General features: G+C 74.3%; 27 protein-coding genes and 2 tRNA genes. 16 read left to right on the forward strand and 13 right to left on the reverse strand.

All coding sequences use genetic code 11. The features are described from left to right. The first annotated feature begins 27 nt into the window (after positions 1-27). The 6 genes from AB0G11_RS21145 (at position 28) to AB0G11_RS21170 (ending at position 3,444) form a co-directional block, all read left to right on the forward strand. Positions 28-102, forward strand: a tRNA-Gly gene (locus AB0G11_RS21145). 1 nt (position 103) lies between these two features. Then, a tRNA-Val gene (locus AB0G11_RS21150) sits at positions 104-175 on the forward strand. A 53-nt stretch (positions 176-228) separates the two neighbouring features. Beyond that, on the forward strand, positions 229-993 hold the full coding sequence (locus AB0G11_RS21155; protein ID WP_219502026.1) for a helix-turn-helix domain-containing protein: 765 nt from the start codon (positions 229-231) through the stop codon (positions 991-993). Further along, positions 990-1,610 (forward strand): epimerase, encoded by a 621-nt coding sequence (locus tag AB0G11_RS21160; protein WP_357587554.1) that lies wholly within the window; start codon positions 990-992, stop codon positions 1,608-1,610. Before AB0G11_RS21155 ends, AB0G11_RS21160 begins: the two co-directional genes overlap by 4 nt. A gap of 75 nt (positions 1,611-1,685) precedes the next feature. Beyond that, a complete protein-coding gene (locus AB0G11_RS21165; protein ID WP_357587685.1) occupies positions 1,686-2,789 on the forward strand; it encodes an LLM class flavin-dependent oxidoreductase in 1,104 nt (367 codons plus the stop codon). A gap of 13 nt (positions 2,790-2,802) precedes the next feature. Beyond that, positions 2,803-3,444, forward strand: a complete 642-nt coding sequence (locus AB0G11_RS21170; protein WP_357587556.1) for an FMN reductase — start codon at positions 2,803-2,805, stop codon at positions 3,442-3,444. A 108-nt stretch (positions 3,445-3,552) separates the two neighbouring features. Here the strand turns inward: AB0G11_RS21170 and AB0G11_RS21175 are convergent, their stop codons facing one another. The 4 genes from AB0G11_RS21175 to AB0G11_RS21190 all read right to left on the reverse strand — a co-directional run bounded on the left by AB0G11_RS21175 (position 3,553) and on the right by AB0G11_RS21190 (position 9,685). Further along, complete coding sequence (locus tag AB0G11_RS21175) at positions 3,553-5,865, reverse strand: DUF4132 domain-containing protein (protein WP_357587558.1); 2,313 nt, start codon at positions 5,863-5,865, stop codon at positions 3,553-3,555. A gap of 310 nt (positions 5,866-6,175) precedes the next feature. Further along, positions 6,176-8,215, reverse strand: coding sequence for a bifunctional aldolase/short-chain dehydrogenase (locus tag AB0G11_RS21180; protein ID WP_246644311.1), 2,040 nt, complete (start codon positions 8,213-8,215; stop codon positions 6,176-6,178). Beyond that, positions 8,215-9,360, reverse strand: a complete 1,146-nt coding sequence (gene rhaI / locus AB0G11_RS21185) for an L-rhamnose isomerase (RefSeq protein WP_219502016.1) — start codon at positions 9,358-9,360, stop codon at positions 8,215-8,217. The genes AB0G11_RS21180 and rhaI overlap by 1 nt, the downstream gene beginning before the upstream one ends. Positions 9,361-9,373: 13 nt before the next feature. Then, positions 9,374-9,685 (reverse strand): L-rhamnose mutarotase, encoded by a 312-nt coding sequence (locus AB0G11_RS21190; protein WP_219502014.1) that lies wholly within the window; start codon positions 9,683-9,685, stop codon positions 9,374-9,376. A gap of 170 nt (positions 9,686-9,855) precedes the next feature. On the opposite strand from AB0G11_RS21190, the gene AB0G11_RS21195 reads away from it, so the two are divergent. The 6 genes from AB0G11_RS21195 to AB0G11_RS21220 all read left to right on the forward strand — a co-directional run bounded on the left by AB0G11_RS21195 (position 9,856) and on the right by AB0G11_RS21220 (position 14,952). Further along, on the forward strand, positions 9,856-11,178 hold the full coding sequence (locus AB0G11_RS21195) for a rhamnulokinase family protein (protein ID WP_357587687.1): 1,323 nt from the start codon (positions 9,856-9,858) through the stop codon (positions 11,176-11,178). Then, positions 11,159-12,163: a LacI family DNA-binding transcriptional regulator gene (locus AB0G11_RS21200; RefSeq protein ID WP_219502012.1), complete on the forward strand. Its 1,005-nt coding sequence runs from the start codon at positions 11,159-11,161 to the stop codon at positions 12,161-12,163. The genes AB0G11_RS21195 and AB0G11_RS21200 overlap by 20 nt, the downstream gene beginning before the upstream one ends. Before the next feature lie 116 nt (positions 12,164-12,279). Next, positions 12,280-12,777: a hypothetical protein gene (locus AB0G11_RS21205; protein ID WP_357587560.1), complete on the forward strand. Its 498-nt coding sequence runs from the start codon at positions 12,280-12,282 to the stop codon at positions 12,775-12,777. A 28-nt stretch (positions 12,778-12,805) separates the two neighbouring features. Then, positions 12,806-13,411: a cyclodeaminase/cyclohydrolase family protein gene (locus tag AB0G11_RS21210; RefSeq protein ID WP_357587562.1), complete on the forward strand. Its 606-nt coding sequence runs from the start codon at positions 12,806-12,808 to the stop codon at positions 13,409-13,411. Continuing rightward, positions 13,408-14,241 (forward strand): bifunctional 5,10-methylenetetrahydrofolate dehydrogenase/5,10-methenyltetrahydrofolate cyclohydrolase, encoded by an 834-nt coding sequence (locus AB0G11_RS21215; protein ID WP_357587564.1) that lies wholly within the window; start codon positions 13,408-13,410, stop codon positions 14,239-14,241. Before AB0G11_RS21210 ends, AB0G11_RS21215 begins: the two co-directional genes overlap by 4 nt. A 33-nt stretch (positions 14,242-14,274) precedes the next feature. Beyond that, a complete protein-coding gene (locus tag AB0G11_RS21220) occupies positions 14,275-14,952 on the forward strand; it encodes a type 1 glutamine amidotransferase (protein ID WP_219502005.1) in 678 nt (225 codons plus the stop codon). Between the two features lie 19 nt (positions 14,953-14,971). Here the strand turns inward: AB0G11_RS21220 and AB0G11_RS21225 are convergent, their stop codons facing one another. Genes AB0G11_RS21225 through AB0G11_RS21235 form a run of 3 tightly spaced genes read right to left on the reverse strand, consistent with a single transcriptional unit; the run spans position 14,972 to position 18,232 of the window. After that, positions 14,972-15,712 carry a sulfite exporter TauE/SafE family protein gene (locus AB0G11_RS21225; RefSeq protein WP_357587566.1) on the reverse strand — a complete coding sequence of 247 codons (741 nt, stop codon included), beginning with the start codon at positions 15,710-15,712 and terminating at the stop codon, positions 14,972-14,974. Positions 15,713-15,721: 9 nt separating this feature from the next. After that, positions 15,722-17,071, reverse strand: coding sequence for an NAD(P)/FAD-dependent oxidoreductase (locus AB0G11_RS21230; protein ID WP_357587568.1), 1,350 nt, complete (start codon positions 17,069-17,071; stop codon positions 15,722-15,724). A 36-nt stretch (positions 17,072-17,107) separates the two neighbouring features. Next, a complete protein-coding gene (locus AB0G11_RS21235; RefSeq protein ID WP_357587570.1) occupies positions 17,108-18,232 on the reverse strand; it encodes an alpha/beta hydrolase in 1,125 nt (374 codons plus the stop codon). A 126-nt stretch (positions 18,233-18,358) separates the two neighbouring features. Between AB0G11_RS21235 and AB0G11_RS21240 the strand changes: the two genes are divergently transcribed. Then, a complete protein-coding gene (locus AB0G11_RS21240; RefSeq protein ID WP_219501999.1) occupies positions 18,359-19,030 on the forward strand; it encodes an endonuclease V in 672 nt (223 codons plus the stop codon). A gap of 46 nt (positions 19,031-19,076) precedes the next feature. On the opposite strand, the gene AB0G11_RS21245 is transcribed toward AB0G11_RS21240, so the two are convergent. After that, positions 19,077-19,451 carry a hypothetical protein gene (locus tag AB0G11_RS21245; RefSeq protein WP_219501997.1) on the reverse strand — a complete coding sequence of 125 codons (375 nt, stop codon included), beginning with the start codon at positions 19,449-19,451 and terminating at the stop codon, positions 19,077-19,079. 579 nt (positions 19,452-20,030) lie between these two features. Then, complete coding sequence (locus AB0G11_RS21250) at positions 20,031-20,690, reverse strand: NAD(P)-binding domain-containing protein (protein ID WP_357587572.1); 660 nt, start codon at positions 20,688-20,690, stop codon at positions 20,031-20,033. 82 nt (positions 20,691-20,772) lie between these two features. On the opposite strand from AB0G11_RS21250, the gene AB0G11_RS21255 reads away from it, so the two are divergent. Beyond that, complete coding sequence (locus tag AB0G11_RS21255; RefSeq protein WP_357587574.1) at positions 20,773-21,126, forward strand: helix-turn-helix domain-containing protein; 354 nt, start codon at positions 20,773-20,775, stop codon at positions 21,124-21,126. Here AB0G11_RS21255 and AB0G11_RS21260 read toward each other — a convergent pair. Both AB0G11_RS21260 and AB0G11_RS21265 read right to left on the reverse strand, forming a co-directional pair. Further along, entirely contained in the window at positions 21,116-21,913 is a 798-nt protein-coding gene (locus AB0G11_RS21260; protein ID WP_219501990.1) for an HAD family hydrolase, read from the reverse strand. The two genes, AB0G11_RS21255 and AB0G11_RS21260, sit on opposite strands and share 11 nt — an antisense overlap. Before the next feature lie 8 nt (positions 21,914-21,921). Continuing rightward, a complete protein-coding gene (locus AB0G11_RS21265) occupies positions 21,922-22,107 on the reverse strand; it encodes a hypothetical protein (RefSeq protein ID WP_357587576.1) in 186 nt (61 codons plus the stop codon). Positions 22,108-22,158: 51 nt separating this feature from the next. Here AB0G11_RS21265 and AB0G11_RS21270 point away from each other — a divergent pair, with 51 nt between their 5' ends. Continuing rightward, positions 22,159-22,479, forward strand: coding sequence for a hypothetical protein (locus AB0G11_RS21270; protein WP_357587578.1), 321 nt, complete (start codon positions 22,159-22,161; stop codon positions 22,477-22,479). Here the strand turns inward: AB0G11_RS21270 and AB0G11_RS21275 are convergent. Then, positions 22,476-22,952: a hypothetical protein gene (locus AB0G11_RS21275; RefSeq protein WP_357587580.1), complete on the reverse strand. Its 477-nt coding sequence runs from the start codon at positions 22,950-22,952 to the stop codon at positions 22,476-22,478. The genes AB0G11_RS21270 and AB0G11_RS21275 overlap by 4 nt on opposite strands. 177 nt (positions 22,953-23,129) lie before the next feature. Here AB0G11_RS21275 and pyrF point away from each other — a divergent pair, with 177 nt between their 5' ends. After that, positions 23,130-23,936, forward strand: a complete 807-nt coding sequence (gene pyrF / locus AB0G11_RS21280; RefSeq protein ID WP_219501984.1) for an orotidine-5'-phosphate decarboxylase — start codon at positions 23,130-23,132, stop codon at positions 23,934-23,936. Here pyrF and leuA read toward each other — a convergent pair. Further along, positions 23,900-25,627, reverse strand: coding sequence for a 2-isopropylmalate synthase (gene leuA, locus AB0G11_RS21285; protein ID WP_357587582.1), 1,728 nt, complete (start codon positions 25,625-25,627; stop codon positions 23,900-23,902). The two genes, pyrF and leuA, sit on opposite strands and share 37 nt — an antisense overlap. Positions 25,628-25,638: the final 11 nt, after the last annotated feature.

Raw genomic sequence — 25,638 nt, forward strand, 5'->3', positions numbered from 1 at the left:
TCGTCGCCCGGCACCGGCCGGGCGGGCGCGGAAGTGGCTCAGTGGTAGAGCATCACCTTGCCAAGGTGAGGGTCGCGGGTTCGAATCCCGTCTTCCGCTCCAAGGACGATTAGCTCAGCGGGAGAGCGCTTCCCTGACACGGAAGAGGTCACTGGTTCAATCCCAGTATCGTCCACACGGTCACTTTTCAAATGGCGCGCCGGCCCGCCACGGCGGATGCTGGGGTGCATGAGCGGCGATGAACCCAGCGACCTGATCCGCAGCGTGTCACGCGCACTGCGCGTGCTGGAGGAGGTCGCCCAGTCCGACCGGCCGCTGACGGTCAAGGTGATCGCCCGCCGGTGCGGGCTCAACCTCTCCACCTCCTACCATCTGGTCCGCACGCTCTGCTACGAGGGCTACCTGCTCCGGCTGCCCAGCGGCGACTACCTGCCCGGCCCGCAGGTGGCCGAGCGCTTCCACGACATGCTCGGCGCGCTGGGCCGCCCGCCCAACGCCCGTGCCGTGCTCGGCCACCTGGCCGCCAGCACCGGCCACACCGCCTACCTGGCGCGGCTGACCGAGGGACGGCTGGTGGTCGCCGAGGTGGCCGAGGGCCTCTACTCGCCGTGGCTGGAGGACCTCCAGGCCGGGCTGGAGGCCGCGCCGCACGCGACCGCGCTCGGCAAGGCGCTGCTGGTCGCGCTCCCGCCCGCCGAGCGGCGCGCGATCCTGGAGGAGTCGGGGCTGCGCCGCTTCACCTCCCGCACGCCCGCCACCGCCGACGACGTGGAGAAGGAGTTGTACGGGCTGCGTCCCGGGCAGGTGGTGGAGGAACACGGCCAGTACCGGGAAGAGGTGGCGTGCGCGGCCATCACCGTGCCCGTGCCGACCGGCGGCGACGGTGACTGCCGCTGGACCCTCGGGATCTCCACGCTCGGCCTGGAGATCCCGCCGTGGGCGCCGTCCGTGCTGCGGGAGGCCGCCAGGGACCTGGGAGGCAAGGATCCGTGAAGGTGATCGTCGTGGGGGCGGCGGGCGTGATCGGGCGAGGCGTGCTCCGAGCGTGCCTGGCCGACGACCGCGTCGGGGCAGTCCTCGCCGTCGGCCGCGTCCCCACCGGGGAGCGGCATCCCAAGCTGCGCGAGCTCGTCCGCCCCGACCTGTCCGACCTCGCGCCCGTACGGGACGCGCTGGCGGGCCACGACGCCTGCTTCTGCTGCCCGGAGGGCTCCCCGGCGGACGTCGCCCTGGCCGCCGGGGCGGCGCTGGCGGAGGTCGCCCCGGGGTCGGCGTTCCTGTACGTGTCGGGCGCGGAGGACGGGGACCCGACCGAGGAGGCGCTGCTGGCGCTGCCGCTGCGGGCCTACATCTTCCGGCCCGGGTATGTGCCCGGGTACGTGCCACGCGGGGTGCCCGGGTATGGACAGCCCATGCACGGCACTGTCGCGCGCACCCGCCTGCACCGGCCGGCCTACGTGGCCGCGGCGCCGTTCCGCCTGCTGCTGCGCCTCCTGCGCCCGGCGGCGGCGGTCACCACGGCCGAGCGGCTCGGGCGGGCTATGATCGCCGTTGCCGAACGGGGGGCTCCGCGGCGGATCCTCACGGCGGCCGACATCGACGCCTGGTGAACCGCTGGAATAAACAGGCAGCCTCGATTGCTGAGCTGGCTGTTGAAACTTCAACAGTATGGGCTGGTGACCAATATGCAGTTCGGGATCTTCAGTGTCGGCGACGTGACCACCGACCCGACGACGGGCCGCACCCCGACCGAGGCGGAGCGGATCCAGGCGATGGTGACGATCGCGCTCAAGGCCGAGGAGGTCGGGCTCGACGTGTTCGCCACCGGCGAGCACCACAACCCGCCGTTCGTGCCGTCCTCCCCCACGACCATGCTCGGCTACATCGCCGCCAGGACCGAGCGGCTGCAGTTGTCCACCGCCACCACGCTGATCACGACCAACGACCCCGTCAAGATCGCCGAGGACTACGCGATGCTGCAGCACCTGTCCGGAGGCCGGGTCGACCTCATGATGGGCCGCGGCAACACCGGGCCCGTCTACCCGTGGTTCGGCCAGGACATCCGCCAGGGCATCCCGCTCGCCATCGAGAACTACGCGCTGCTCCACCGGCTGTGGCGCGAGGACGTCGTGGACTGGGAGGGCCGCTTCCGCACCCCGCTGCAGGGCTTCACGTCCACGCCCCGGCCGCTCGACGGCGTGCCGCCGTTCGTGTGGCACGGCTCCATCCGCAGCCCGGAGATCGCCGAGCAGGCCGCCTACTACGGTGACGGGTTCTTCGCCAACAACATCTTCTGGCCGAAGGAGCACTTCGTCCGGCTCATCACCCTCTACCGGCAGCGCTACGCCCACTACGGGCACGGCACCCCGGAACAGGCCATCGTCGGGCTCGGCGGCCAGGTGTTCATGCGCAAGAACTCGCAGGACGCCGTGCGCGAGTTCCGGCCGTACTTCGACAACGCCCCCGTGTACGGTCACGGGCCGTCGCTGGAGGAGTTCACCGCCGAGACGCCGCTGACCGTGGGCAGCCCGCAGCAGGTCATCGACCGGACCCTGGAGTTCCGCGAGCACTTCGGCGACTACCAGCGGCAGCTGTTCCTCATGGACCACGCGGGGCTGCCGCTCAAGACGGTCCTGGAGCAGCTCGACCTGCTCGGCGAGGAGGTCGTGCCGGTGCTGCGCGCCGAGTTCGCCAAGGGCCGCCCGGCCGAGGTGCCGGACGCGCCCACCCACGCCTCCCTGCTGGCGGCCCGCACCGAACAGCCCTCCCAGCCCGCCCCCCGTTCGTAAAGGAGAAACCTCGATGAAGCTCGTCGTCGTCACGGCGGGACTGACCCAGCCGTCCTCCACCCGCCTGCTGGCCGACCGCCTCGCCGAGGCGGCCGGGCGGCGGCTCGGCGGCGCCACGCCGCGCGTCGTCGAGCTGCGGGAGCTGGCGGTGGACATCGCCAACAACTTCGTCACCGGCTTCGCCGGGGCCCGGCTGCGCTCGGCGCTGGACGCCGTGGCCGAGGCCGACGGGGTCATCGCGGTCACGCCGGTGTTCAGCGCGTCCTACAGCGGGCTGTTCAAGTCGTTCTTCGACCTGCTGGACCAGGACGCGCTGGCGGGCACCCCGGTGCTCATCGCCGCCACCGGCGGCACCGCGCGGCACTCGCTGGCGCTGGAGCACGCGCTCCGGCCGCTGTTCGCCTACCTGCGCGCCGTGGTCGTGCCCACGGCGGTGTACGCGGCGTCGGAGGACTGGGGCGGCACCGGCGACGCCTACACCGGCGGCCTGCCGGACCGCATCACCCGCGCGTCGGGCGAGCTGGCCGACCTCATGCTCCGCCTGGCCCCCGCGCGGGAGCCGAAGGCCGGGCAGACCGAGGACGTGAGCGGGCCGCCGGAGATCGAGGAGGTCGTCCCGTTCGAGCAGCAGCTCGCGGCGGTCCGCCAGGGATAAGCCCGTAGATCGCCCGACATTTCCGCATATCGGGTCCGGATATCGCATCCGGATCTGCGGGCGATCGTCAGCGCGTGCCGGTGATCGTCCGAGGGCCGGGGCGGGGCTTCAGGGGCGGATCTGCCGCAGGATCGACTCGTCGGTGATCGCGCTGTCCCGGGCGAGCAGGAACGCCTTGCTGAGGATCTCCGCCAGCCGGCCGTCCTCCTCGAACGGCAGGAACTGCCTGCCCGTGGCCCGGCGGGCGACCACGCACAGGTAGACGTCGCCCGGCTCCATGAAGACGGCGCCGCTGCTCAGATGGATGCGGTAGGTGCGCAGGTCGCCGCGGACGATCAGCTGCCGGTCGGCCAGCTCGCAGCGGCCGGCGATCGCGGTGCGCGGCAGGATGCGGGCGAGCGCGTCGCGGCGCACCTCCGCCGACGGGGGCAGCTCGGCGTCCGGCAGCGTGCGCCAGTAGGCGCGGTGCCGCTCGCCGCCCCGGCCCGACCAGCCCGGGTCGGCGCCGATCGAGGTGACGGCGACGAACAGGTCCACGTCACGCATGGCCTCGCTGAACACCAGCGGCGGCACCTCGGCCAGGGCCGCCTCCGCCCACCGGCGGCCCGCGCGCCGTTCGAAGCGGACCGCGCCGGTCGAGGCCACCAGCTCACCGCCCTCGCGCCCGGCCGACACGTAGCGGAAGCGCGCCCGCCAGGCGCCCTCGGCCAGCTCCTTGCGGGCGTCGGCCTCGTCGTGGTGGTGCAGCCACTCGGCCTGCCAGCCGCGCTCCTTGACCAGGGCGTAGAGGCGGTCGTGGACGACGAGGTGGGCGGCGAACCGCTCGGAGCGGGGCGAGGTCTCCAGCTCGGCCGGGGTGAGGAGGTAGACCTCGCGGAACGCCTGCTTGAACGGCTGGCGCAGCTGCCGCGCCGTCACCGTCTCGCGCCACTCGCGCACCTCGTCCAGGGAGGCGCGGGCCGGATGCCACAGCCGGACGCGGTCCCTCACCGGCTCGGAATCGCCGGGCAGAAAGGACCCGCCCGGCAGGAAGGGCTCGCCGTCGCCGCTCTGCCAGATCAGGGCGCGGGTGACGGCTCCGGTGATCGGGTGGTCGCGGTAGTGGCGGGCCCACTCCTCGTACGGCCACGAACGGTCGACGGTGAACAGGGACTCCAGGCGGGCCCGCTCGGCCGACAGGGTGCGGCGGACCTCCTTGGCCACGGCCTTGATCTCGGCCGCGAGCTCGGGGCCGCCGCCGAGGTCACCGGGCAGGCTCCGGCGGACCGTGCCGTCGTCGGAGCGGGCGGAGACGCGTACGGTCCGGGCGTCCTCGACCGCGAGCGTGACCGTCCACGGGGCGCACCGCCACGAGCGGGTGCCGTCGGCGGCCAGCCCGTGCGCGGGGACGGCGCGCTCGACGAGCTGGGCGGCGGTGATGCCGTCGCGGGCCGCCGCCGTGGTGAGGGCCGCGTCGATCTGCTTGTGCAGCGCCCGGCTCCTGACCGTCCGCTGGAGGCGGCGCAGCGCCTCGACCGCGCCGTCGCACTCGGCCATCGCGTGGACGGCCGCGCCGGCCAGCTTGAGATCCATCACCACCTCGCGCCCGCCGCCCGCCGCGGCCTCCGCCAGCCGGGCCAGCGCCGCCACGGCCCCGTCGACGCCGGTGAGCACCGCCGCCCAGGCGAAACCCCGGGCCATGTCACTGTTGACCTCGACCCGCAGCAGCCGGACGTGCCCGGCGGGCAGCGGGCCGTCGAACGCGCGCACCGCCGCCGCCACCAGCTCCGCCGCGCCGTCGGCCGCCAGCAGGTCCACGGCGCGGGCACGCCACGCCTTCGTCGGCCGCGGGCTGCCCGCCTCCGCCAGATGCTCCACCAGCTCCACCAGGTGCGGAGCCGGCGAACCGCCCAGGTGGGCGCGGACCAGGGCGCCCCAGCCGTCGAGGCCCAGCGGCAGGGGCGGCGCCTCCGGGTTGACCGGAGCCAGCGCCCGCTGCACCAGCCGGCTCTCCTGCCCGCCCAGGTAGAAGCGTCCCGCCTCGTCGATCAGCCGCTCGGCCACCGCCCACAGCCCCGCCCGCCGCTCCGGGGGGAACGCGGCGGCGCGCTCGCCCAGCAGCGGGATCCACTCCAGGTCGTGCCAGCCGTTGCCGCCCCTGCCGATCACCTCGCACAGCTCCGTCAGCTCCTCGACGCTCCACCCGTCGGACCGGGTGAACGCCAGCGTGAACTCCTCGCTGTGGTCGTCGGCCGTCAGCCGGGCGAGGGCGAGCGCCGCCCGGCGGCACGTCTCGTGGTCCGCCTCGCGCAGCTCCGCCGCCACCGCGCGGCGCACCGGCCTCACCCGGTCGCGCAGCTTCTCCCGTACGTCGTGCGCGGTCAGCGGGACCGCGGCCATCTCCCGGTCATGGGCGGCCAGCTCGTCGAGCGAGGGAATCATGCGGCCGATCCTGCCGTACCGCACCGACAATCCGCCCCTCCAGGCGAACCTCCCCACCGGGCCCGGCCCCGTACGGAAAGGGCCGCCCTGGTGACCGCCTGCGGGCCCTCCCGGTGAGGTGGCGGCCCCTGGAAGGCGCAGACGGGCTCCCGCCCAGCGCCGGTCACCGCACGGGGGTTGGCCCCCGCCTGGGTCGGCCACGGCCCGGGGATGCCAACCGCCCGGGAATACCACCCCCGCCCGCGGATCGCCCGATTGGGGCGGTTCCCTGGGCGGCGGGCGGGCGGGCCAAACGGCCGGGCCGGATGGGTCAGCGGAGGAAGGCGGCGGGGACGCCGGCGTCGACCGGGATGTGGAGGCCCGTGGTGACGCTGAGGTCGCCGGAGGTGAGGGCGAGGACGGCGGCGGCGACGTGCTCCGGCAGGACTTCCTGCTTGAGCAGCGTGCGCTGGGCGTAGAACTCGCCGAGCTTCTCCTCCTCGACCCCGTAGACGGCGGCCCGGTTGGCGCCCCAGCCGGAGGCGAAGATGCCGGAGCCGCGGACGACGCCGTCGGGGTTGACGCCGTTGACGCGGATGCCGTGGCCGCCCAGTTCGGCGGCGAGGAGCCGTACCTGGTGGGCCTGGTCGGCCTTGGCGGCGCCGTAGGCGACGTTGTTGGGCCCGGCGAAGACGGAGTTCTTGGAGGAGATGTAGACGATGTCGCCGCCCGTGCCCTGGTCGATGAGGACGCGGGCGCTCTCGCGGGAGACGAGGAACGAGCCGCGCGCCATCACGTCGTGCTGCAGGTCCCAGTCGTCGAGGGTGGTCTCCAGGAGGGAGCGCGACAGGGACAGGCCGGCGTTGTTGACGACGAGGTCGATGCCGCCGAAGGCGAGGACGGCCTGCCGTACGGCGTCGGTGACCTGGTCCTCGGAGGTGACGTCGACGGCGACGGCGATGGCGGCGTCGGCGGGCCGGTGGGCGCGGGCGCCGAGTTCGGCGGCGACCTTCTCGGCGGCGGCGTGGTCGCGGTCGGCGACGACGACGCAGGCGCCTTCGGCGGCGAGGCGGCGGGCGGTGGCGGCGCCGATGCCGGAGCCGCCGCCGGTGACGAACGCGACGCGCCCGGCGAGCGGCTTGGGCGCGGGCAGGCGGCGGAGTTTGGCCTCTTCGAGCTCCCAGTACTCGATGCGGAACTTCTCGGCCTCGTCGATGGGCCGGTACGACGACAGGGCCTCGGCGCCGCGCATCACGTTGACGGCGTTGACGTAGAACTCGCCGGCGACGCGGGCGGTCTGCTTGTCCTTGCCGAAGCTGAACATGCCGACGCCGGGGACGAGCACGATGGCCGGGTCGGCCCCGCGCATGGGCGGCGAGCCGGGCGTGGCGTGGCGAGCGTAGTAGGCGGCGTACTCCTCGCGGTAGGCGGCGTGCAGTTCGCGCAGCCTGGCCAGGGCGTCGGGCAGGGGCGCGTCGGGCGGCAGGTCGAGGACGAGCGGCGCGACCTTGGTGCGCAGGAAGTGGTCGGGGCAGGAGGTGCCGAGGGCGGCCAGGCGGGGGTGTTCGGCGCGGGACAGGAAGTCGAGCACCTCGGGGCTGTCGGTGTAGTGGCCGACCTGCCGGGTGTCGGTGCCGGCCAGGCCGCGGATCACGGGGAACAGCTCGGCGGCGCGGCGGCGGCGGGCGTCCTCGGGCAGCGGCTGGTGGACGACGGGGCCGAACGGGTCGGGGCGGCCGTGCTCGGCGATGTAGCGCTCGGCGGTGCGGATGATGTCGAGGGCGTTGGCCTGGCATTCGTCGCTGGTGGCGCCCCAGGCGGTGATGCCGTGGCCGCCGAGGACGCAGCCGATGGCGGCGGGGTTCGCCTCCTTGACGGCGGCGATGTCGAGGCCGAGCTGGAAGCCGGGCCGCCGCCAGGGCACCCACACCACGCGGTCGCCGAAGATCCGCTCGGTCAGCGCGGGCCCGTCGGCGGCGGTGGCGATGGCGATGCCGGAGTCGGGGTGCAGGTGGTCGACGTGGGCGGCGTCGACGAGGGCGTGCATGGCGGTGTCGATGGACGGGGCGGCGCCGCCCTTGCCGTGCAGGCAGTAGTCGAACGCGGCGACCATCTCGTCCTCGCGTTCGACGCCCGGGTAGACGGCGGTGAGGGCGCGGACGCGGTCGAGGCGGAGCACGGCCAGCCCGGCGGCGGTCAGCGTGCCGAGGTCGCCGCCGGAGCCCTTGACCCACATGAGCTCGACGTCGCCGCCGGTGACGGGGTCGGTGCCGGTGCCCTTGGCGGAGGCGTTGCCGCCGGCGTAGTTGGTGTTGCGCGGGTCGGAGCCGAGCGTGTGCGCCCGGGCGAGCAGTTCGTCGACGACGGTCATCAGGCTCCCCATCCTGCCTGGTTGCCGCCCACCCGATCGGCGGCGATTTTCGCGAAATATCCGGACTTGGCGTAGGCGGCCATCGGGTCGGGCGCCAGCCCCATCTCCTCACGCAGCTCGGCCAGCAGCGGCCGCACGTCGGTGTTGTACGCGTCCATGAGCACCGCGTTCGCGCCGAGCACGTCACCGGCGCGCTGCGCGGCGGCGAGCGCGTCGCGGTCGACGAGCAGCGCCTTGGCGGTGGCCTCCTGGACGTTCATGACGGACCGGATCTGCCCGGGGATCTTCGGCTCGATGTTGTGGCACTGGTCGAGCATGAACGCGGTCCGCTCGGTGTAACCGCCGCCGCCGATCACCTCGAACATGATGCGGAACAGCTGGAACGGGTCGGCCGCCCCCACCATGAGGTCGTCGTCGGCGTAGAAGCGCGAGTTGAAGTCGAACCCGCCGAGCTTCCCCTCGCGCAGCAGGAACGCCACGATGAACTCGATGTTCGTGCCCGGCGCGTGGTGCCCGGTGTCGACGACGACCTGGGCCTTGGGCCCGAGCCGCACGCAGTGGGCGTAGGCGGTGCCCCAGTCGGGCACGTCGGTCACGTAGAAGGCGGGCTCGAACAGCTTGTACTCCAGCAGGAAGCGCTGCCCGTCGCCGAGCCGCTCGTACACGCTCGACAGGGCCTCGGCCAGCCGGTCCTGCCGGGCGCGGATGTCGTCCTGGCCGGGGTAGTTGGTGCCGTCGGAGAACCACAGTTTCAGCGTGTCGGACCCGGTCTCGTCCATGATGTCCACGCACTCCAGCAGGTGCGCCAGCGCCTTGGCGCGCACCGCCGGGTCGGGGTGGGTGACGCTGCCCAGCTTGTAGTCGTCGTCCTGGAACACGTTGGAGTTGATCGCGCCGATCCCGACGCCCAGCTCGGCGGCGTGCCGGGCCAGGTCGGCGTAGGAGTCCACCCTGTCCCAGGGGATGTGCAGGGCGACGGTGGGCGCCACGCCGGTGAACCGGTGCACCTGCGCGGCGTCGGCGATCTTCTCGTACGGGTCGCGAGGGACTCCCGGTTGCGCGAAGACCTTGAACCGGGTCCCGGAGTTGCCGTAGGCCCACGAGGGGGTCTCTATCCGCTGCTTCCGCAGCGCTTCCTTGATCATCCACTTCCCCGAATCAGTCCAGATGGAAGACTTCGCCGAGCCTGACCATGCTCTCGTCGGGCCGGCCTTCCTCGAAGAACGGCGCCATGTCGCGCTGCCAGCGGGCGTTCACCTCGGTGGCGGCCATCGCGTGCCGGGCGGCGGCGAAGTCGTCGGTCTCCAGGTAGCCGACGAGCAGCCCGTCGTCGCGCAGGAAGAGCGAGTAGTTGCGCCATCCGGCCTCCCGCAGCGCGTCGAGCATGCCGGGCCACACCTGCCGGTGCCGTTCCCGGTACTCGTCGAGGCGGTCGGGCCGTACGTTCAGCAGGAAGCACACCCGCTCCACGCGCGATCTCCTTCGTTAGGAACGTTTTAACCAGTCGCCTCCGGAATCTAGGTGCTGTTCCTTCCGCCGTCAATGCGTCCAGGAGCACTCTGGCGCAGATGTGATTGTTACGTTTTAATCAGGCTGTGCGATTCACGGCTGTTGATCTGGGTGCGTCCAGCGGACGGGTGATGCGGGCCGACGTGTCGGCCGGGCGGATGACGCTGACGGAGGTGCACCGCTTCCCCAACCGGCCCGTACGGGTGTCCGGGACCCTGCACTGGGACATCCTCGGCCTCTATCGGGGCGTGCTCGACGGGCTGCGGGCGGCGGGACCGGCCGAGTCCGTCGGCATCGACTCCTGGGCCGTCGACTACGGGCTGCTCGACGGCGCCGGGCGCCTGATCGGCAACCCGGTGCACTACCGCGACGCGCGCACCGCCGGCGTCACCGCGCGGGTGGACCCGTACGAGGTGACGGGGTTGCAGTTCCTGCCGTTCAACACGGTCAACCAGCTGCTGCGCGAGCGCCTCGACGGGGCCGCGACGATGCTGATGATCCCGGACCTGCTCGGCTACTGGCTGACCGGAACGATCGGGGCCGAGCGGACGAACGCCTCCACGACCGGCCTGTACGACGTGAGGCGGCGCGACTGGGCGTGGGACCTGATCGACACGCTGGGCCTGCCGCGCCGGATCTTCCCGCCGATCGCCGCGGACGGCGGCGGCGCCGCGCTGCTGGACGACGTGGCCGAGGAGGTCGGCTACCAGACCCGGGTGGTCAGGGTCGCCTCGCACGACACCGCCTCCGCCGTGGTGGCCGTGCCCGCCGAGACCTCCCGGTTCGCCTACATCTCGTGCGGCACCTGGTCGCTGGTCGGCGTGGAGCTGCCCGCGCCGGTGCTCACCGAGGAGAGCCGGCTGGCGAACTTCACCAACGAGGCGGGCGTCGACGGCACCACCCGCTACCTGCGCAACGTCATGGGCCTGTGGATCCTCCAGGAGTGCCTGCGCGTGTGGGGGAACCCGCCGCTGGAGCCGCTGCTGGCCGAGGCGGAGCGCGCCCGCGCCGAGGCGGTCGTCGACCCGGACGACCCGGCGTTCCTGCCGCCCGGCGACATGCCCGCGCGCATCGCCGATCACTGCGCGAGGACCGGGCAGCGCGCTCCGGAGGGGCGGGCGCAGGTCGTACGATGCATCCTGCGGAGCCTCGCCCTCGCCTACCGGCGGGCGATCGACGACGCGGTGCGGCTCAGCGGCCGGCCCGTCGAGGTCGTCCACCTGGTCGGCGGCGGCTCGCTCAACGAGCTGCTGTGCCGGCTGACGGCCCGGGCGACCGGGCTGCCGGTCGTCGCCGGGCCCGTCGAGGCGGCCGCGCTCGGCAACGCGCTGATGCAGGCCCGGGCGCGCGGCCTGGTCGGCGACCTGGCCGAGATGCGGGACCTGATCCGGCGCAGCGCGGGCGTGCGCACCTACGAGCCACACGGGGGCGAAGATGACCACGGTGAGCATTAAGGACGTGGCGGCCCTGGCCGGGGTGTCCCCCGGCACGGTGTCCAACGTGCTCAACCGGCCCGAGAAGGTGGCCGGCTCGACCCGCGACCGGGTGGAGACCGCGATCAGGCAGCTCGGCTTCGTCCGCCACGGCTCGGCCTCCACGCTGCGCGCCGGCCACAGCCGCACGGTCGGCCTGTCGGTGATCGACATCGGCAACCCGTTCTTCACCGACGTGGCCGCCGGGGTGGAGGACCTGGCCAGCGAGCGCGGCTACGCGGTCATCCTGGGCAACTCCTCCGGCAGCCCGGCCAAGGAGGAGCGCAACCTGCTGGTCTTCGCCGAGCAGCGGGTGCGCGGGGTGCTCATCACGCCGTCGGGCGCCGACCCGCGCCGGCTCGCCATGCTGCGCGAGCGCGGCATCGCCGTCGTGCTGGTCGACCACCCGGCCGAGCGGCCCGACCAGTGCGCGGTCGCGGTCAACGACGTCGCCGGCGGCTCCCTGGCGGTGACGCACCTGCTGGCGGGCGGGGCCGACCGGATCGCGTACGTGTCGGGACCCGCCTCGATCCGGCAGTGCCAGGACCGGCTGCGGGGGGCCGGGCGGGCGCTGGCGGCGGCCGGGCGCGACCCGGCGGAGCTGCGGGAGCTGGCCATGCCGGCGATGACGGCGGCGGCGGGCCAGCAGGCCGCCCTGACGCTGCTCGCCGAGGACGCGCTGCCCGACGCGCTGTTCTGCGCCAACGACCTGCTGGCGCTCGGCGTGCTGCGCGGGCTGCTCCAGGCGGGGGTGCGGGTGCCCGCCGACGTGTCGCTGATCGGCTATGACGACATCGACTTCGCCTCGGCGTCCGCGGTGTCGCTGAGCTCGATCCGGCAGCCGACCTACCAGCTCGGGCGGGCGGCGACCGAGCTGCTGCTGGACGAGTGCGACAACCCGGCCACACACGCCCACCAGCAGGTCATGTTCCAGCCGGACCTCGTCGTGCGGGAGTCCACGCGGTAGCTTGGGACATAAGCGGAGCAACGGGGTGAATGATGTCAAATGGTGTTCGTCATGGGCTGGGGTTCCTCGCGGGTCTGCTCCTGCCGCCGCTCGCAGCCCTGGCCCTGATGTACGGGGTGTCACACCTCTCGCTCACGCTGGCGCAACGCTTCGAGCTGTCGTTCCCGGGGCTCGGGCTCGTCGTGCTCGCCGGGGCCGGGCTGGCGTTCCTCGCCGGGTCACGGATCTCCCCCGTCGCCTCGCTCATGGGCGGGCTGCTGTACGTGCTGCTGGGCGTGGTGCCGTTCCTGACGATGTACGGCATCGAGTTCCGGCCCGAGCAGCTGCTGCCCGGCCTCCTGCGCAACGGCTACACCGGCCTGGCGCTCCAGGGCATCCTGCTCATGCTCGGCGTGATGCTGCTGGCGGCCTCGGCGTTCCCGTCGCGCTGGCGGGGTCGGGCCAGGGCCGACGCCGCGCCCGCCTACCCGGGCTACCCGCCTCCCGCCTACCCGGGTCCCGCCGACCAGGCCCCTTACCAGGACCCCTACCAGGCGCGGCCGTACCCGCCGGAGCCGTCCTACGGCGCCGAGTCCCGTCCCGAGGACACCACCCGGCCGATGCACCGCGAGTGAGCCCGGCGCCGCCTGGCAGAATGCCGCCATGCGCGACTCCACGATCGACGACTTCCTGACCACGCTGGCCGACCGGGTCCCCGCGCCGGGCGGCGGCGCGACCGCCGCGCTCCATGCGGCGCAGGCCGCCGCGCTCCTCGGCATGGTCGCCCGCTACACCACCGGCGAGAAGTACGCCGAGCACGCCCGGGCCGTCGAGGCCGTGATCGCGGAGACCGACACGCTGCGCGCCGGCGCGCTGGACCTGGCCGAGGCCGACGCGGCTGCGTTCACCGCCGTCACCGACGCCTACCGGCTGCCCAAGGGCGAGGCGCGCACCGCCGCGATCGCCGCCGCGCTGGCCGGAGCCGCCGAGCCGCCCGCCCGGGTGGCCGAGACCGCCGCGCGCCTGGTGGAGCTCTGCGAGCTGCTGCTGCCGATCGGCAACCGCAACCTGGTCACCGACGTGGCCGCCGCCGCCGAGGCCGCCCGCGCCGCGCTCACCACGGCCCGCGTCAACGTCGAGGTCAACGTCTCCGGCCTCACCGACCCGGCCGCCCGCGAGCGGCTGCGCGACCGGCTGGCCGTCGTGGCCGGGGCCGTGGCCCGCGCCGACGCCGTGACGGCCGCCGTACTGAAGGAGATCACGCGATGACCGCGCGCAAGCTGACGGGCAAGGAGCTGGCGGCGGCCATCAGGGCGCAGACGGCGGCCGAGGTGGCCGCCGGGCCGCAGCCGAGGCTCGCCGTGGTCGTCGCCACCGGCGACGAGGCGAGCCTGTGGTACGTGCGGTCCATCGCCAAGGCCGCCGAGGGCGTGGGCATCGCCGCCGACGTCGTCGACCTGGGGCCCGACGCGCGGCCGGAGCAGATCCGCGAGACGCTGGCCCGGCTCAGCGCCGACGCGGGCGTGCACGGCGTGATGCTGCAGACGCCGCTGCCCGAGGGCGCCGTCGCGCAGGAGCTGGCCGGCGCGATCGACGCGCGCAAGGACGTCGACGGGGCCAACCCGCTGTCGCTGGGCCGGCTGGCCGCCGGGCTGCCCGCGTTCGTGCCGGCGACGGCGGCGGCCGTGATGGCGCTGCTCGACCACTACGGGGTCGAGCTCGCGGGCCGGCGGGCCGTGGTGGTGGGGCGCTCGACGGTCGTCGGCAAGCCGCTGGCGCACCTGCTGCTCGACCGGCACGCCACGGTCACCGTCTGCCACTCGCGCACCCGCGACCTGGCGTCCGTGACCGCGACCGGCGAGATCCTGGTGGCCGCCGTGGGGCGGGCCGGGCTGATCGGCGCCGGCCACGTCGCCCCCGGCGCGGTGGTGATCGACGTCGGCACCAACCCCACCGACGACGGCGGTCTGACCGGCGACGTCGACTTCGACGCGGTCGCGGAGCGGGCCTCGGCCCTCACCCCGGTCCCCGGCGGCGTCGGCCCCGTCACCACCGCCCTGCTGCTGCGCCACACCGCCCGCGCGGCGAACCTGCCGTGAACCTCCGGCCGTACATTTCCGAAAGGCTCTTCCATGCGTGACGTCCTGATCATCCAGAACAGCCGGAGCGGCGGCCCGGGCCGGTTCGGCGGCTGGCTGGAGGAGGCGGGGCTGCGGCTGGACGTGGTCCACGCGCACGAGGGCGCCCCGGTGCCCGACCGGCTCACCCACGACGCCATGATCATGCTGGGCGGCGGCTACCTGCCGAGCGAGGACGACCGGGCCCCGTGGCTGGCCCCGGCCAGGCGGCTGGTGGGCGAGGCGATCGAGCGCGGCGTCCCGCTGTTCGGCATCTGCCTGGGCGGCCAGATGCTCGCCGAGGTGGCCGGCGGCGAGGTCACCGGCGACGCGGGCGCGCCCGAGAACGGCAGCGTCCCGGTCACGATCAGGTCCGAGGCCGCCGCCGACGCCCTCTTCCAGGACCTGCCTCCGGTGGTGCCCGCCATCGAGCACCACAAGGACGCGATCACCGCGCTGCCGCCCGGCGCGGTGTGGCTGGCCGAGACCGAACGCTGCCCCTACCAGGCGTTCCGCGTGGGCGAGCAGGCGTGGGGCGTGCAGTTCCACCCCGAGGTGCTGCCGGAGCGCATCCGCCAGTGGGAGGTGGACGGCTTCGACCCCGACGAGGTCTACGCCCGCGCGGTCGCCGACGAGCCGGTCTCCACGCCGATCTGGCGCGAGGTGGCCGCCCGCTTCGCCAAGCTCGTCTGACGAGTGGCGGGCGAGGCGCTCAGCCCGTGTAGGCGTCCCAGCCGAGCTTGACGGCGACGGCCAGGCCGCAGGCGGCGGCCAGGTAGCGCAGGCTTTGACCGGGCAGGCGGCGGGCGATCTTGGGGCCGAGCCAGCCGCCGGCCAGGAAGCCCGCCGCCAGCGGCGCCGCCGCCCCCCAGTCGACCGGCCCGAACAGCGCGAACCCGGTCGCCGCCACCGCGTTGGCCAGCCCGGACAGCACGTTCTTCAGCGCGTTGAGCTTGGCCGGGGTGCCCGCCAGCATCGACGACAGCACCGCGAACATGAGGATGCCGCCCGCCGCCCCGAAGTAGCCGACGTAGATCGCCACGGCGAACAGCGCGCACCGGGTGAGCAGCCCGTGCTCGCTGTGCCGCTCCCCCTTCGGCGGCCGGATCAGCAGCAGCGACGCCAGGCCGATGAGCCACGGGGCGATCTGCTCGAACGTCCGCGACGGCGTCACCAGCAGCAGGTACGCGCCCGTGGCCCCGCCGAGTGCGGTCAGCCAGCCGAGCCGGAGCACCCGGGGCGCCTGGCCGGCCAGCTCGGGCCGTGAGCCGAGGGCCGCGCCGAGGCCGGTGAACAGCAACGCGACGGTGTTGGTGACGTTCGCGGTGAGCGGCGGCAGGCCGAACGCCAGCAGCGCCGGGTAGGAGACGATCGAGGCGAGGCTCACCACGGTGCTGACCACTCCGGCCGCCAGCCCGACTCCGAGCAGCCCGAGAACCTCGCCGACGATCACCCAGACATGCTAGGGGTTGTCCGTTTTGTCCAGCCCACCGGGCCGGCGTCCGCGTGCCATCATCCCGAGCCCGGCCAGCCCAGCCAGCCCCGCCGCGCCGAGGAGCAGCCCGCCCGCCGCCCACCCGCGCTGGCGGGCCACCCGGCGCTCCACCTCGGCGTACGGGGTCGTGGAGAACGACACCAGCTCGTAGCGGGAGGCGTACCGTCCCGGCAGCGCCCGCTCCAGCGCGTGCTCCAGCCGCTTGCCCGCCAGGAACATCCGGGAGCCGACCTTGTCCCGCATCTCGACGAAGTTCGCCAGCGCCAGCCGGGCGATCACGTCCGTGTCGGCCCGGCGGCGCTCGAACAGCGCCAGCGCCCCGGCGAAGTCGTCGCCCGTCTCGTCCAGGCACCGGTCCAGCTCGACGCAGTCCTCGAAACCGCAGTTGGCGCCCTGGCCGTAGAACGGCACGATGGCGTGCGCGGCGTCGCCCACCAGGCCGACCACGGCGGCGTCGGTGGTCACGTGCCACGGGTCGCAGCGCATGGTGACGAGGTGGCCGACCGGGTTCGCCGCGAAGTCCGCGGCCAGGTCCGGCATCAGCGCGGAGGCGTCGGGGTAGTGCTCGGCGAAGTGCTCCCGCACCCGCGCCGGGTCGCCGAGCTCGGCGAACGCGCGGTGCGGCCAGAAGAGCGTGCAGGTGAAGGAGCCGTCGGGGTTCGGCAGCGCGATCATCATCGACGCGCCGCGCGGCCAGATGTGCAGCGCGCCCCGCTCCAGCGCGAACGCGCCGCCCCTGGCCGGGATCGTGAGCTCCTTGTAGCCGTAGTCGAGGTAGCTCTGGCTGAAGCTCACGCCGGGCAGCGCCTGCAGCCGGGCCCGCACCGCGCTGAACGCGCCGTCGGCGCCGATCACCACCCGTGCCCGCGCCTCGCCCGGTCCGGTCTCCGTCTCGAACGTCAGCCGCCCTGTCCGCTCGTCCAGCCCGGTGAGCCGGTGGCCGAAGCGGACCTCGACGCCGGGCAGCGCCGTGGCGGCGTCCAGCAGCTTCATGTTCAGCTCGGCGCGGCCGATGGAGTTGATCGCCTGCCGGTGGTCGGCGCTGTAGGGCTGGAAGGTCAGGCCGCCGTCGAGCGCGTGCATCATCCGGCCCGGCATCGGGATCGCGTCCTTGAGCACCTCCCGGTCGAGCCCGACCCGGCGCAGCGCGTCGATGCCCCGCTCGGAGATCGCCAGGTTGATCGACCTGCCCCGGTCCGCGCCGCGCTCGCGCGGGTCCTGGCGGCGCTCGTACAGCGTCACCCGGTGCGAGCGGCGGGCCAGGAAGCAGGCGAGCAGGCAGCCGACGAGGCCGGCGCCGACGATCGTGACCTCCATCCTTCCTTCGTACGGCGGGCGGCGGGGAATGTCCAGCTATCCGAGTGCGGCGTCGACGGCGCGGACCGTGGCCTGCCAGATCGGCGAACGCGGATCGATCACGTCGAAGTGGTCGCCGGGCATCTCCACGTACGTCACCCGGTCCCCCGCCGTGGCGGCGGCGCGCGCGTAGCGTCGCGCGAAGTCGCGCAGGTCCGAGTCGTCCCCGGTGCCCTGGACGACGACCTGCCTGACCTTCAGCGGCAGCCGGGCGAGCGGGGCGGCCTGCGCGTACAGGTCCGCGGGGCCGCCCGGCTCGGGCTGCCCCGGCGGCCCGGGAGGCGGGGCGGGGGCGCCGAGCGCGTCGGCCACGGCGCCCTGGCCGATCCAGCGCCTGCCGCCTTCGACCAGGTCGAGCACGCCCGCGAGCGACACCGCGACCTTGGCGGGGGCGCCGTCAGCGACGGCGCGCAGGGCGAGCTGCGCGCCCGCCGAATGGCCCGCCACGGCGACCCGGTCCAGGTCGAGCGGCGCGTCCAGGCCGGTCAGCGCCTTCAGCCCGGCCGCCACGTCGGCCGTCGTCGCCTCCCACCCGTGCAGGTCCGGCGGCCGGTACTCCAGGTTCCAGACCGCGTGGCCGCTGCCGGTGAGGTCGGCGCAGAGCGCCTCCATGAGGTCGGCCTGCCACACCGACCGCCAGTACCCGCCGTGCACCAGCGCCACCACCGGCAGCCCGCCGTCCCCGGGCAGCCGTTCGGGCAGGTACAGCTCGCCCCACTGCTGCCGGTGCTCCCCGTACGCGACACGGCGGCGCGGGTGGCGCAGGCGGTGCACGGCGTGGCGGATCGCCCACGACAGGCCGTCGAGCCCGCGCCCGTGGATGTGCGTGGCGCCCTCGCCGGTCTCGACGCCGTCGGCCCGCCAGACGTCCAGCCAGACGACCAGGCCGAGCGGCTCGCGCATCAGGCTCCTGATGCCCTCGTCCGGGCCCGGGATGATCACGACCGCCCGTTCGGAGCCGCTCCGGCGCCTGGCGGTGCGGGCCCGGACGGCGGCGGCGTCACGCGCGTACGTGATCACCCCGCGCACGCCCAGCGCAGTGAACTCGCCTTCGGCGATCTCGCCCAGCAGAGCTTCGTCGATCGCCGCTCCCGGCCCGATCAGCACCAAGACATCGCTCACGAATCCCGACACTACAGAACTTCCTCCCAGCAAGCCCACGTTCGTGCTGGTATCGGGATGGAGATCGAATTCCGGTCTTCCGGAAGGCGTGCCGCGGCCTAGTTGAAAGGTCGTAAGTTGGGTCGGGTGCGTGTAAAGCAGCTTCACCCGTGGCCTGACAGTGTCGCCGAGGCGGAGGCGATCCAGGAGCGGCTCCGGCCTCACATCGAGCTGGACGGGCCCGGCACGTTCACCACGGTCGCGGGCCTCGACGTGCACTACCACGGGCGGGGCGACGACCACGACGCGCTGTCGGCCGCCGTCGTCGTGCTCGACGCCGAGACGCTCGACGTCGTGGAACGGGTGGTCGTGCACGGGCGGGCGGCCTTCCCGTACGTGCCCGGCCTGTTCGCCTTCCGCGAGCTGCCCGCGCTCGTCGAGGCGCTCGAACGGCTCACCGTCACGCCGGACCTGCTCGTCTGCGACGGCTACGGGCTCGCGCACCCGCGCGGCTTCGGCCTGGCCTGCCACCTGGGCGTCCTCACCGGGCTGCCGTCGCTCGGGGTCGGCAAGACGCCGTTCGTCGGCGCCCACGAACCGCCCGGAGCGGCGCGCGGCTCCTGGTCGCCCATCGTCCTCGACGGCGTCCCCGTGGGACGGGCGCTGCGCACCCGGACCGGCACCAAGCCGGTGTACGTGTCCCAGGGGCACCGCGTCAGCCTCGACACCGTCACCGGCCAGGTGCTGCGCCTGTCGCCCCGCTACCGGCTGCCCGAGCCGGTACGCCAGGCCGACCACCTGGCCCGCCACGGCACCTGACCTTCTTTGGGCCTGCGGCCCGTCCGGGCTCGCGGGCCCCACTGCGTCAGCGGCGGAACGTCCAGGCCAGCAGCCACACGCTGAGCCCGAACAGCACCATGCCCAGCGGCACGTGCACGGCGACCGCGCCCGAACCGCCCACCATGGACTGGACCAGGCCCAGCAGCAGCACCGCCAGGCCGACCAGCGACGGCCACAGCGGGCCCCGGCCCGGCCGCCACACGAGCACCGCGCTGACGACCAGCGCCAGGCCCAGCAGGTGGACGGCGCCCGCGCCCGCGCCGTGCAGCGCCCGGCCCGCACCCTCCATCAGCTGCCCGGCCGTCACGGCCTGGAGCAGCACGGCGGCGGCGTTCAGCAGGGCGACTGCTTTGAAGGCGGTCAGATATCCGCTCGTCCTGGGGGCGACCTCGGTGACCACGCGACTCTCCTTCGCTCGGTGCGGGCCCCCAGCATCCCGGCGCCGCGGCGCCCGTACATCCACCCCACGTCGTCATCCGCCCTACACCCCCGGTCGTACACCCCTACCGCCCCCACCCCACGACCGCGCACACCCGGGGGCCGGGACCGCGGGTGGAGGGGCAGGGCGGCCCGACAGCCGCGACGCCCCAAGGGAACCACCCCCCGAGGGGGCCCACCCCCCGGGGGTCACGCCGGGGGCCACGCCGGAGGGCCACGCCGGGGGCCCACCCCAGAGGGCCCACCCCCGGAGGGGCCGCGCCCGGAGGGCCGGGACCTCGAGGAAGCCCGGGAGCGGATGCCCGGAAGGGTGTGGCCCGGCGGCCGCCGCACCTGAGGTGAGCCCCCAAGAGGCCCGTACCCAAGGGCCTGGGCCTCGGGGAGCCGGGAGCGGTCCGGCGGCCGGGGTGCCCGAGGTAGGCCACCCCCGAGGGGCCGCACCCGAGGGGAGCCGCGCCCGTGGGGCGACCCCGAGGGGACGCACCCGAGCGGGCCCGAAGGGGACGCACCCCAAGGAGCGGGGCCCTTCCCCCAGGGGTTCCTAAGGCTCGTCCGGGTGGGGGCCGGAGTGGGGGAGGGGTGGGAGGACTGCCTGGGCGTCGGCGCCGCTGATCCAGAGGCCGATCATGAAGGCGGCCGTGGCTTCCAGGAGTTTGGCCCGGTCGAGGCCGCCGCCGTGGACGGGGGTGCAGCCCAGGTCGGTGACGAGGGTGCGGGCGAGGCCGAGGGCGTGGTCGTCGTCGCCGCAGAGGGGCACGGCGAGCGGCCGGCCGTCGAACACCGGGGGCGTCATGCGCCACACGTCCACGTGGCAGAGGTTGAACGCCTTCACCACGTGCCCGCCGGTGAGGGCGGCGATCCGTTCGGCGACGGAGCGCGTCACGTCGTACGCGCCGGGCCCGACGGCGTTGGTCACGTCGATCAGCGGCTTGCCGCGCAGCGCCGGTCCGGCGGCCCGTACCACCTGGTCGGCCGCCTCCTCCAGCACGGCCACCACGACCACGTCGCCGAACGCGGCGGCCTCCTCGAACGTGCCCGCCGTGGCGGGCAGGCCGTGCGGGGCGGCGGCGGTCAGGGTGGCGGCGGTCGCCGCGGCGCGGCCGGGGTCGCGGCCGCTGACCATCAGGGCGTGGCCCGCGCGGGCCCACTGCGTGCCGAGGGCGTCGGCCATGCCGCCGGCGCCGAGAATGCCGATCCTCATGCTCATCCTTCCGAGGACGTCTGCTTGCATGGGGACTCTAGGAATGCCAATACGCACCGGACGGTGCCTATCGGGAGGGCTCGTGTTTCTCGCCGACTGCCAGGCGCGGCTGGCCTTCGACCTGATCTCCAACACGTGGAACGCGGTCGTCCTGTGGTCGCTGCGCGACGGCCCGCGCCGGCCGGCGGACCTGCGGGCGGGCATCGGCGGCATCAGCGCCAAGGTGCTGACGGAGACGCTGCGCCGGCTGGAGTTCCACGGCCTGGTGACGCGGCGGGCGTACGCAGAGGCGCCGCCCCGGGTGGAGTACGAGCTGACGGCGCTGGGCCGGAGCCTGCTGGGGCCGATCGGCGTGCTGGGCGAGTGGGCCTTCGAGCACGCCGAGGAGGTGATGGCCGCCCAGGACGCGAGCCCCGGGCAGCCGGTCAGCGGGTGAAGAGCTGTTCCAGGACGACGGCCACCCCGTCCTCGTCGTTGGACAGCGTGCGCCGCCCGGCGGCTCGCAGCACCATGGGGTGGGAGTTGGCCATGGCGTAGCCGGCTCCGGCGTAGGCCAGCACGGCGAGGTCGTTGGGCATGTCGCCGAAGGCCACCACGTCGTCAGGCCCGGCTCCGAGCCGGTCGCAGAAGGCGGCCAGGGTGCCGGCCTTGGTCACCCCGGGGGCGCTGATCTCCAGGAGTCCGGGCACGCCCGAGTGGGTGACCTCGGCTTGCCCCTCGACGGCCGCGGTCGCCGCGGTGAACAGGTCGTCCAGCGGGTGCTCGGGCAGCCAGGCGAGCAGCTTCACGATGGGCTCGCCCGCCGCGCACACGTCGGGCACCGAGCGGCGCCAGGCCTCGTCGCCGGGGTGGCTGCGGCCGTAGCCGGGCTGGCACAGCACGGCGTGGCCGGTCTCGGCGCCGAACGCGATGCCGGGCAGCGCCTCGGTCAGCGCGCCGACGACCTTCCTGGCCGCCGCCGGGTCGAGGGCGTGCATGGTGACGATCTCGTCGGCGGTCACGTCGTACACGATGGCGCCGTTGCTGCACACGGCGGTGCCGAGCGCGCCGGCCCGGCGGGCGATGGGGGCCATGGAGCGGGGCGGGCGGGCGGTGACGAACACGATTTCGGCCCCGGCGTCGCGGGCCAGCCGCAGCGCGTCCCGGGTGCGGGGGGAGACGGTGCCGTCGGAGCGCAGGAGGGTTCCGTCGAGGTCGGTGGCGACGATGCGCGGAGGGTTCACGTACCCGATTATGGGCGCCGGCCGCCTTCCGGGCCGGGCCGCCCGGCGGTAGGGTGCGCCGCGTGACCTCCCCCGAGCACGCAGACGACCGGACAAATGACCGGGCAGGCGACCGTGCGGACGATCGTGCGGACGATCGTGCGGACGATCGTGCGGACGATCGTGCGGACGACCGTGCGGACGACCGGGCCCATGCCCGGCCGGACGGCCGCGCCGGCGGCCGGCCTGATGATCGGGTCGCCTCGGTGTTCCGGTTCGCGACCGAGCTGGTCGCGTGGGTGGCGGCGCCGTGGGCGCTGGCCTCGTTCTCGGTGCCGCTGGCGGTGCTGTCGGTGGTGGTGCTGATCGGGCTGCCGACGGTGTTCGCGACGCCGGGCGACAAGCGGCAGGTGCTCGTGGCGGTGCCGGGGCCGGTGACGATCGCGCTGGTGCTGCTGCAGCTCGCGGTGGCGGTGGCGGCGTCGTGGGCGGCCTGGCATCCGGTGGCCGCCGGGGTCGTGTCGGCGCTGGCGGCGGTGACGGCGGTGCTGGAGCTGCCGCGCTGGCGGTGGCTGCTGCGGCGCTAGATCCGCAGCTCCGGGGGCAGCCGGACGCCGGCCTGGGCGATCTCCAGGCCGAGGAGCTCGCCGGAGTCGCCGTAGCCGAGCACGACGTCCTCGGCGACGACGTGGCGGGTCGCCTCGCCGGGCGCCGCCTCGGGCCTCATCGCGACGTAGGCGACGTCGTGCCCGGCGTCCCAGTCGACGTACACGGTCAGCGGGCGCCTGCCACCGGGCTCGTCGTCCCAGGCGAGCAGGCCCTCCCGGGCCTCGTGGGAGCCCGCGAGCGCCGCCCGCACGGTGACGAGGGCGAGCTCGACGGCGCGCAGCGAGTCGTCGGCGGTGACCTTCCGCTCGTGCTCCCACCCGGCCAGCCCGTCGATCCGGTACGGGCACGACCACTCCCCCGTGGGCTCCTCGTACGGCATCCCGACCGCCGCGACCACCTCCCCCGGCGGCTCGGTGCGCAACGTCAGCGTCCGTCGGGCGATCTCGTACATGCTGGCTGATCTACCCATGACTCATACCCGGAAAGACTGTCAGAGCGCGGGACTCTGGCCGACATGCCGGACATATCGGATGCTGTGGGGGGCGGGAGCCCACGGATCCGCCGCCCGGACTACTGGTGTGCGGCTCCCGCCCCATAGTCTTCCTACCGGTCGTGAGGGGGCCTGGGGATGGATGAGCCGTTCGGAACACGGTTGCGGGCGAGGATGGACAAGTACGGACCGCTGTGCGTGGGCATCGATCCGAGCCCGGAGCTGCTCGGGGCGTGGGGCCTCGACGACTCGCCGATGGGGCTGGAGCGCTTCAGCCGCACGGTCGCCGACTCGGTGGGCGACCTGGTCGCCGTGATGAAGCCGCAGTCGGCCTTCTACGAGCGCTGGGGCAGCCGCGGCATCGCGGTGCTGGAGCGCACGATCGCCGACCTGCGCGACGCGGGCACGCTGGTGCTGCTCGACGTCAAACGCGGCGACATCGGCAGCACGATGGCCGCCTACGCCGAGGCGTACCTCGACCGGGGCAGCCCGCTGGCCGCCGACGCGGTGACGCTCAGCCCGTACCTGGGCTTCGGCAGCCTGAGCGGCGCGATCACCTCCGCGCTCGCCGGCGACGCGGGCGTGTTCGTGCTCGCCCGCACCTCCAACCCCGAGGCGGCCGCGCTGCAGAGCGCGGTCGCCGGGGAGGTGTACGCGGGGGTGCGGGCGGCCAACGAGGGGGTGCGGCCGCTCGGCTCGGTCGGCGTGGTCGTCGGCGCGACCGTCGCCTCGCCGGGCTACGCGCTCGACCGGCTCAACGGGCCGGTGCTGGCGCCGGGGCTCGGCGCGCAGGGCGCCTCGCCCGCCGACGTGGGCCGGCGGTTCGCCTCGGTACGGCACGCGGTGGTGCCGTCGGTGTCCCGGGCGGTGCTGGACGACCCGGCGCGGCTGCGCGCCCGTACCGAGCGTTACCGGGACGAGTGCGCCAAGGCGCTGTCGCTCTGAAGGGCCCGGTTGACGGCGGCGAGCACGGCGTGCACCGACGCGGTGAGGACCGACGAGTCGCGGCCCGCGCCCCAGCGGGTGACGCCGCCGGCGCGCGCCTCGACGTAGGCGACGGCCTGGCTGCCGCTGCCCGTGCCGGTGGCGTGCTCGGCGTAGTGCAGGATGTCGGCCTCGACGCCGGCCCCGGCCAGCGCGGCGGCGAGCGCGGCCAGCGGCCCGTTGCCGGTGCCGCGCAGCGGCGTGCCGTCGTCCAGCGTGCCGGTGAACTCGTGGGTCCCCGGCGCGGTCTCGGCGGTGCGCCAGCCGGTCACCGCGAGCGGCCCCGCCACGTCCAGGTACGTCCGCCTGAACAGCGTCCACAGCCGCTCGGCGGTGATCTCCTCGCCGCTGCCGTCGGCGTCGCGCTGCACCACGGCGGAGAAGTCGATCTGCAGCCTGCGTGGCAGCTCCAGCCCGTGGCGGGCGCCGAGCAGGTAGGCGATGCCGCCCTTGCCCGACTGGCTGTTGACGCGGATGACCGCCTGGTAGCCGCGGCCCACGTCGGCCGGGTCGATCGGCAGGTAGGGCACCTCCCAGGGCGCCTGTGACTCCGGCACGCCGAGCTCGGCGGCCCGCCGGGCGTGGTGGGCCAGGCCCTTCTTGATCGCGTCCTGGTGGGTGCCGGAGAAGGCGGTGTGGACGAGGTCGCCCGCGTACGGGTGGCGCTCGGGCACGGGCAGCCGGTTGCAGTGCTCGACGGTGCGCCTGACCTCGTCGATGTCGGACAGGTCGATCATCGGGTCGACGCCCTGGGCGTGCAGGTTGAGCGCGAGCGTGACGAGGTCGACGTTGCCGGTGCGCTCGCCGTTGCCGAACAGGCAGCCCTCCACCCGCTGCGCCCCGGCCAGCACGGCCAGCTCGGCGCAGGCGACGCCGGTGCCGCGGTCGTTGTGCGGGTGCACCGACAGGATGACCGAGTCGCGCCGGGCCAGGTGGCGGTGCATGTACTCGATCTGGTCGGCGTACACGTTGGGGGTGGCGATCTCGACGGTGGCGGGCAGGTTGTGGATCACCGGCCGGTCGGGGCTCGCGTCCCACAGCGCGGTCAGCTCGTCGCACACCTCCAGCACGTAGTCGGGCTCGGTGAGGTTGAACACCTCGGGCGAGAACTGGTAGCGCACGCCGTCGCGGGCGTCGCCCAGCCTGGCGACGAGCGCGGCGGCGTCCACGATGAGCGCGCGCAGCTCGTCGCGGTCGCGCCCGAGCACCACGTCGCGCCAGACGGGGGCGGTGGCGGTGTAGAGGTGCACGACGACGCGGGGCAGCCCTTCGGCGGCGGCGTAGGTGCGCTCGATCAGGTCGGCCCTGGCCGGGGTGAACACCACGACGGTCACGTCGTCGGGCACCGTCCCGGAGGTGGCGAGCTGCCGGACGAAGTCGAAGTCCGTCCGGCTGGCCGACGGGTAGCCGACCTCGATCTCCTTGTAGCCCATGCGCACCAGCAGCTCGAACATGCGCCGTTTGCGCGCGGGGTCCATCGGCTCGGCCAGCGCCTGGTTGCCGTCGCGCAGGTCGACGGGCACCCAGAGCGGGGCCCGCGTGGTCCGGTTCGCCGGCCACTGCCGGTCGGTGAGGGGCACGCTGACCCGCTCGTGCGCGGGCCGGTAGCGGTGCGAGGGCATGACGCTGGGCTGTTGCGGATTCCACCGCATGGTCGTCTCCT

The organism is Nonomuraea sp. NPDC023979 (genome assembly GCF_040639085.1).
Classification (GTDB): domain Bacteria; phylum Actinomycetota; class Actinomycetes; order Streptosporangiales; family Streptosporangiaceae; genus Nonomuraea; species Nonomuraea ceibae.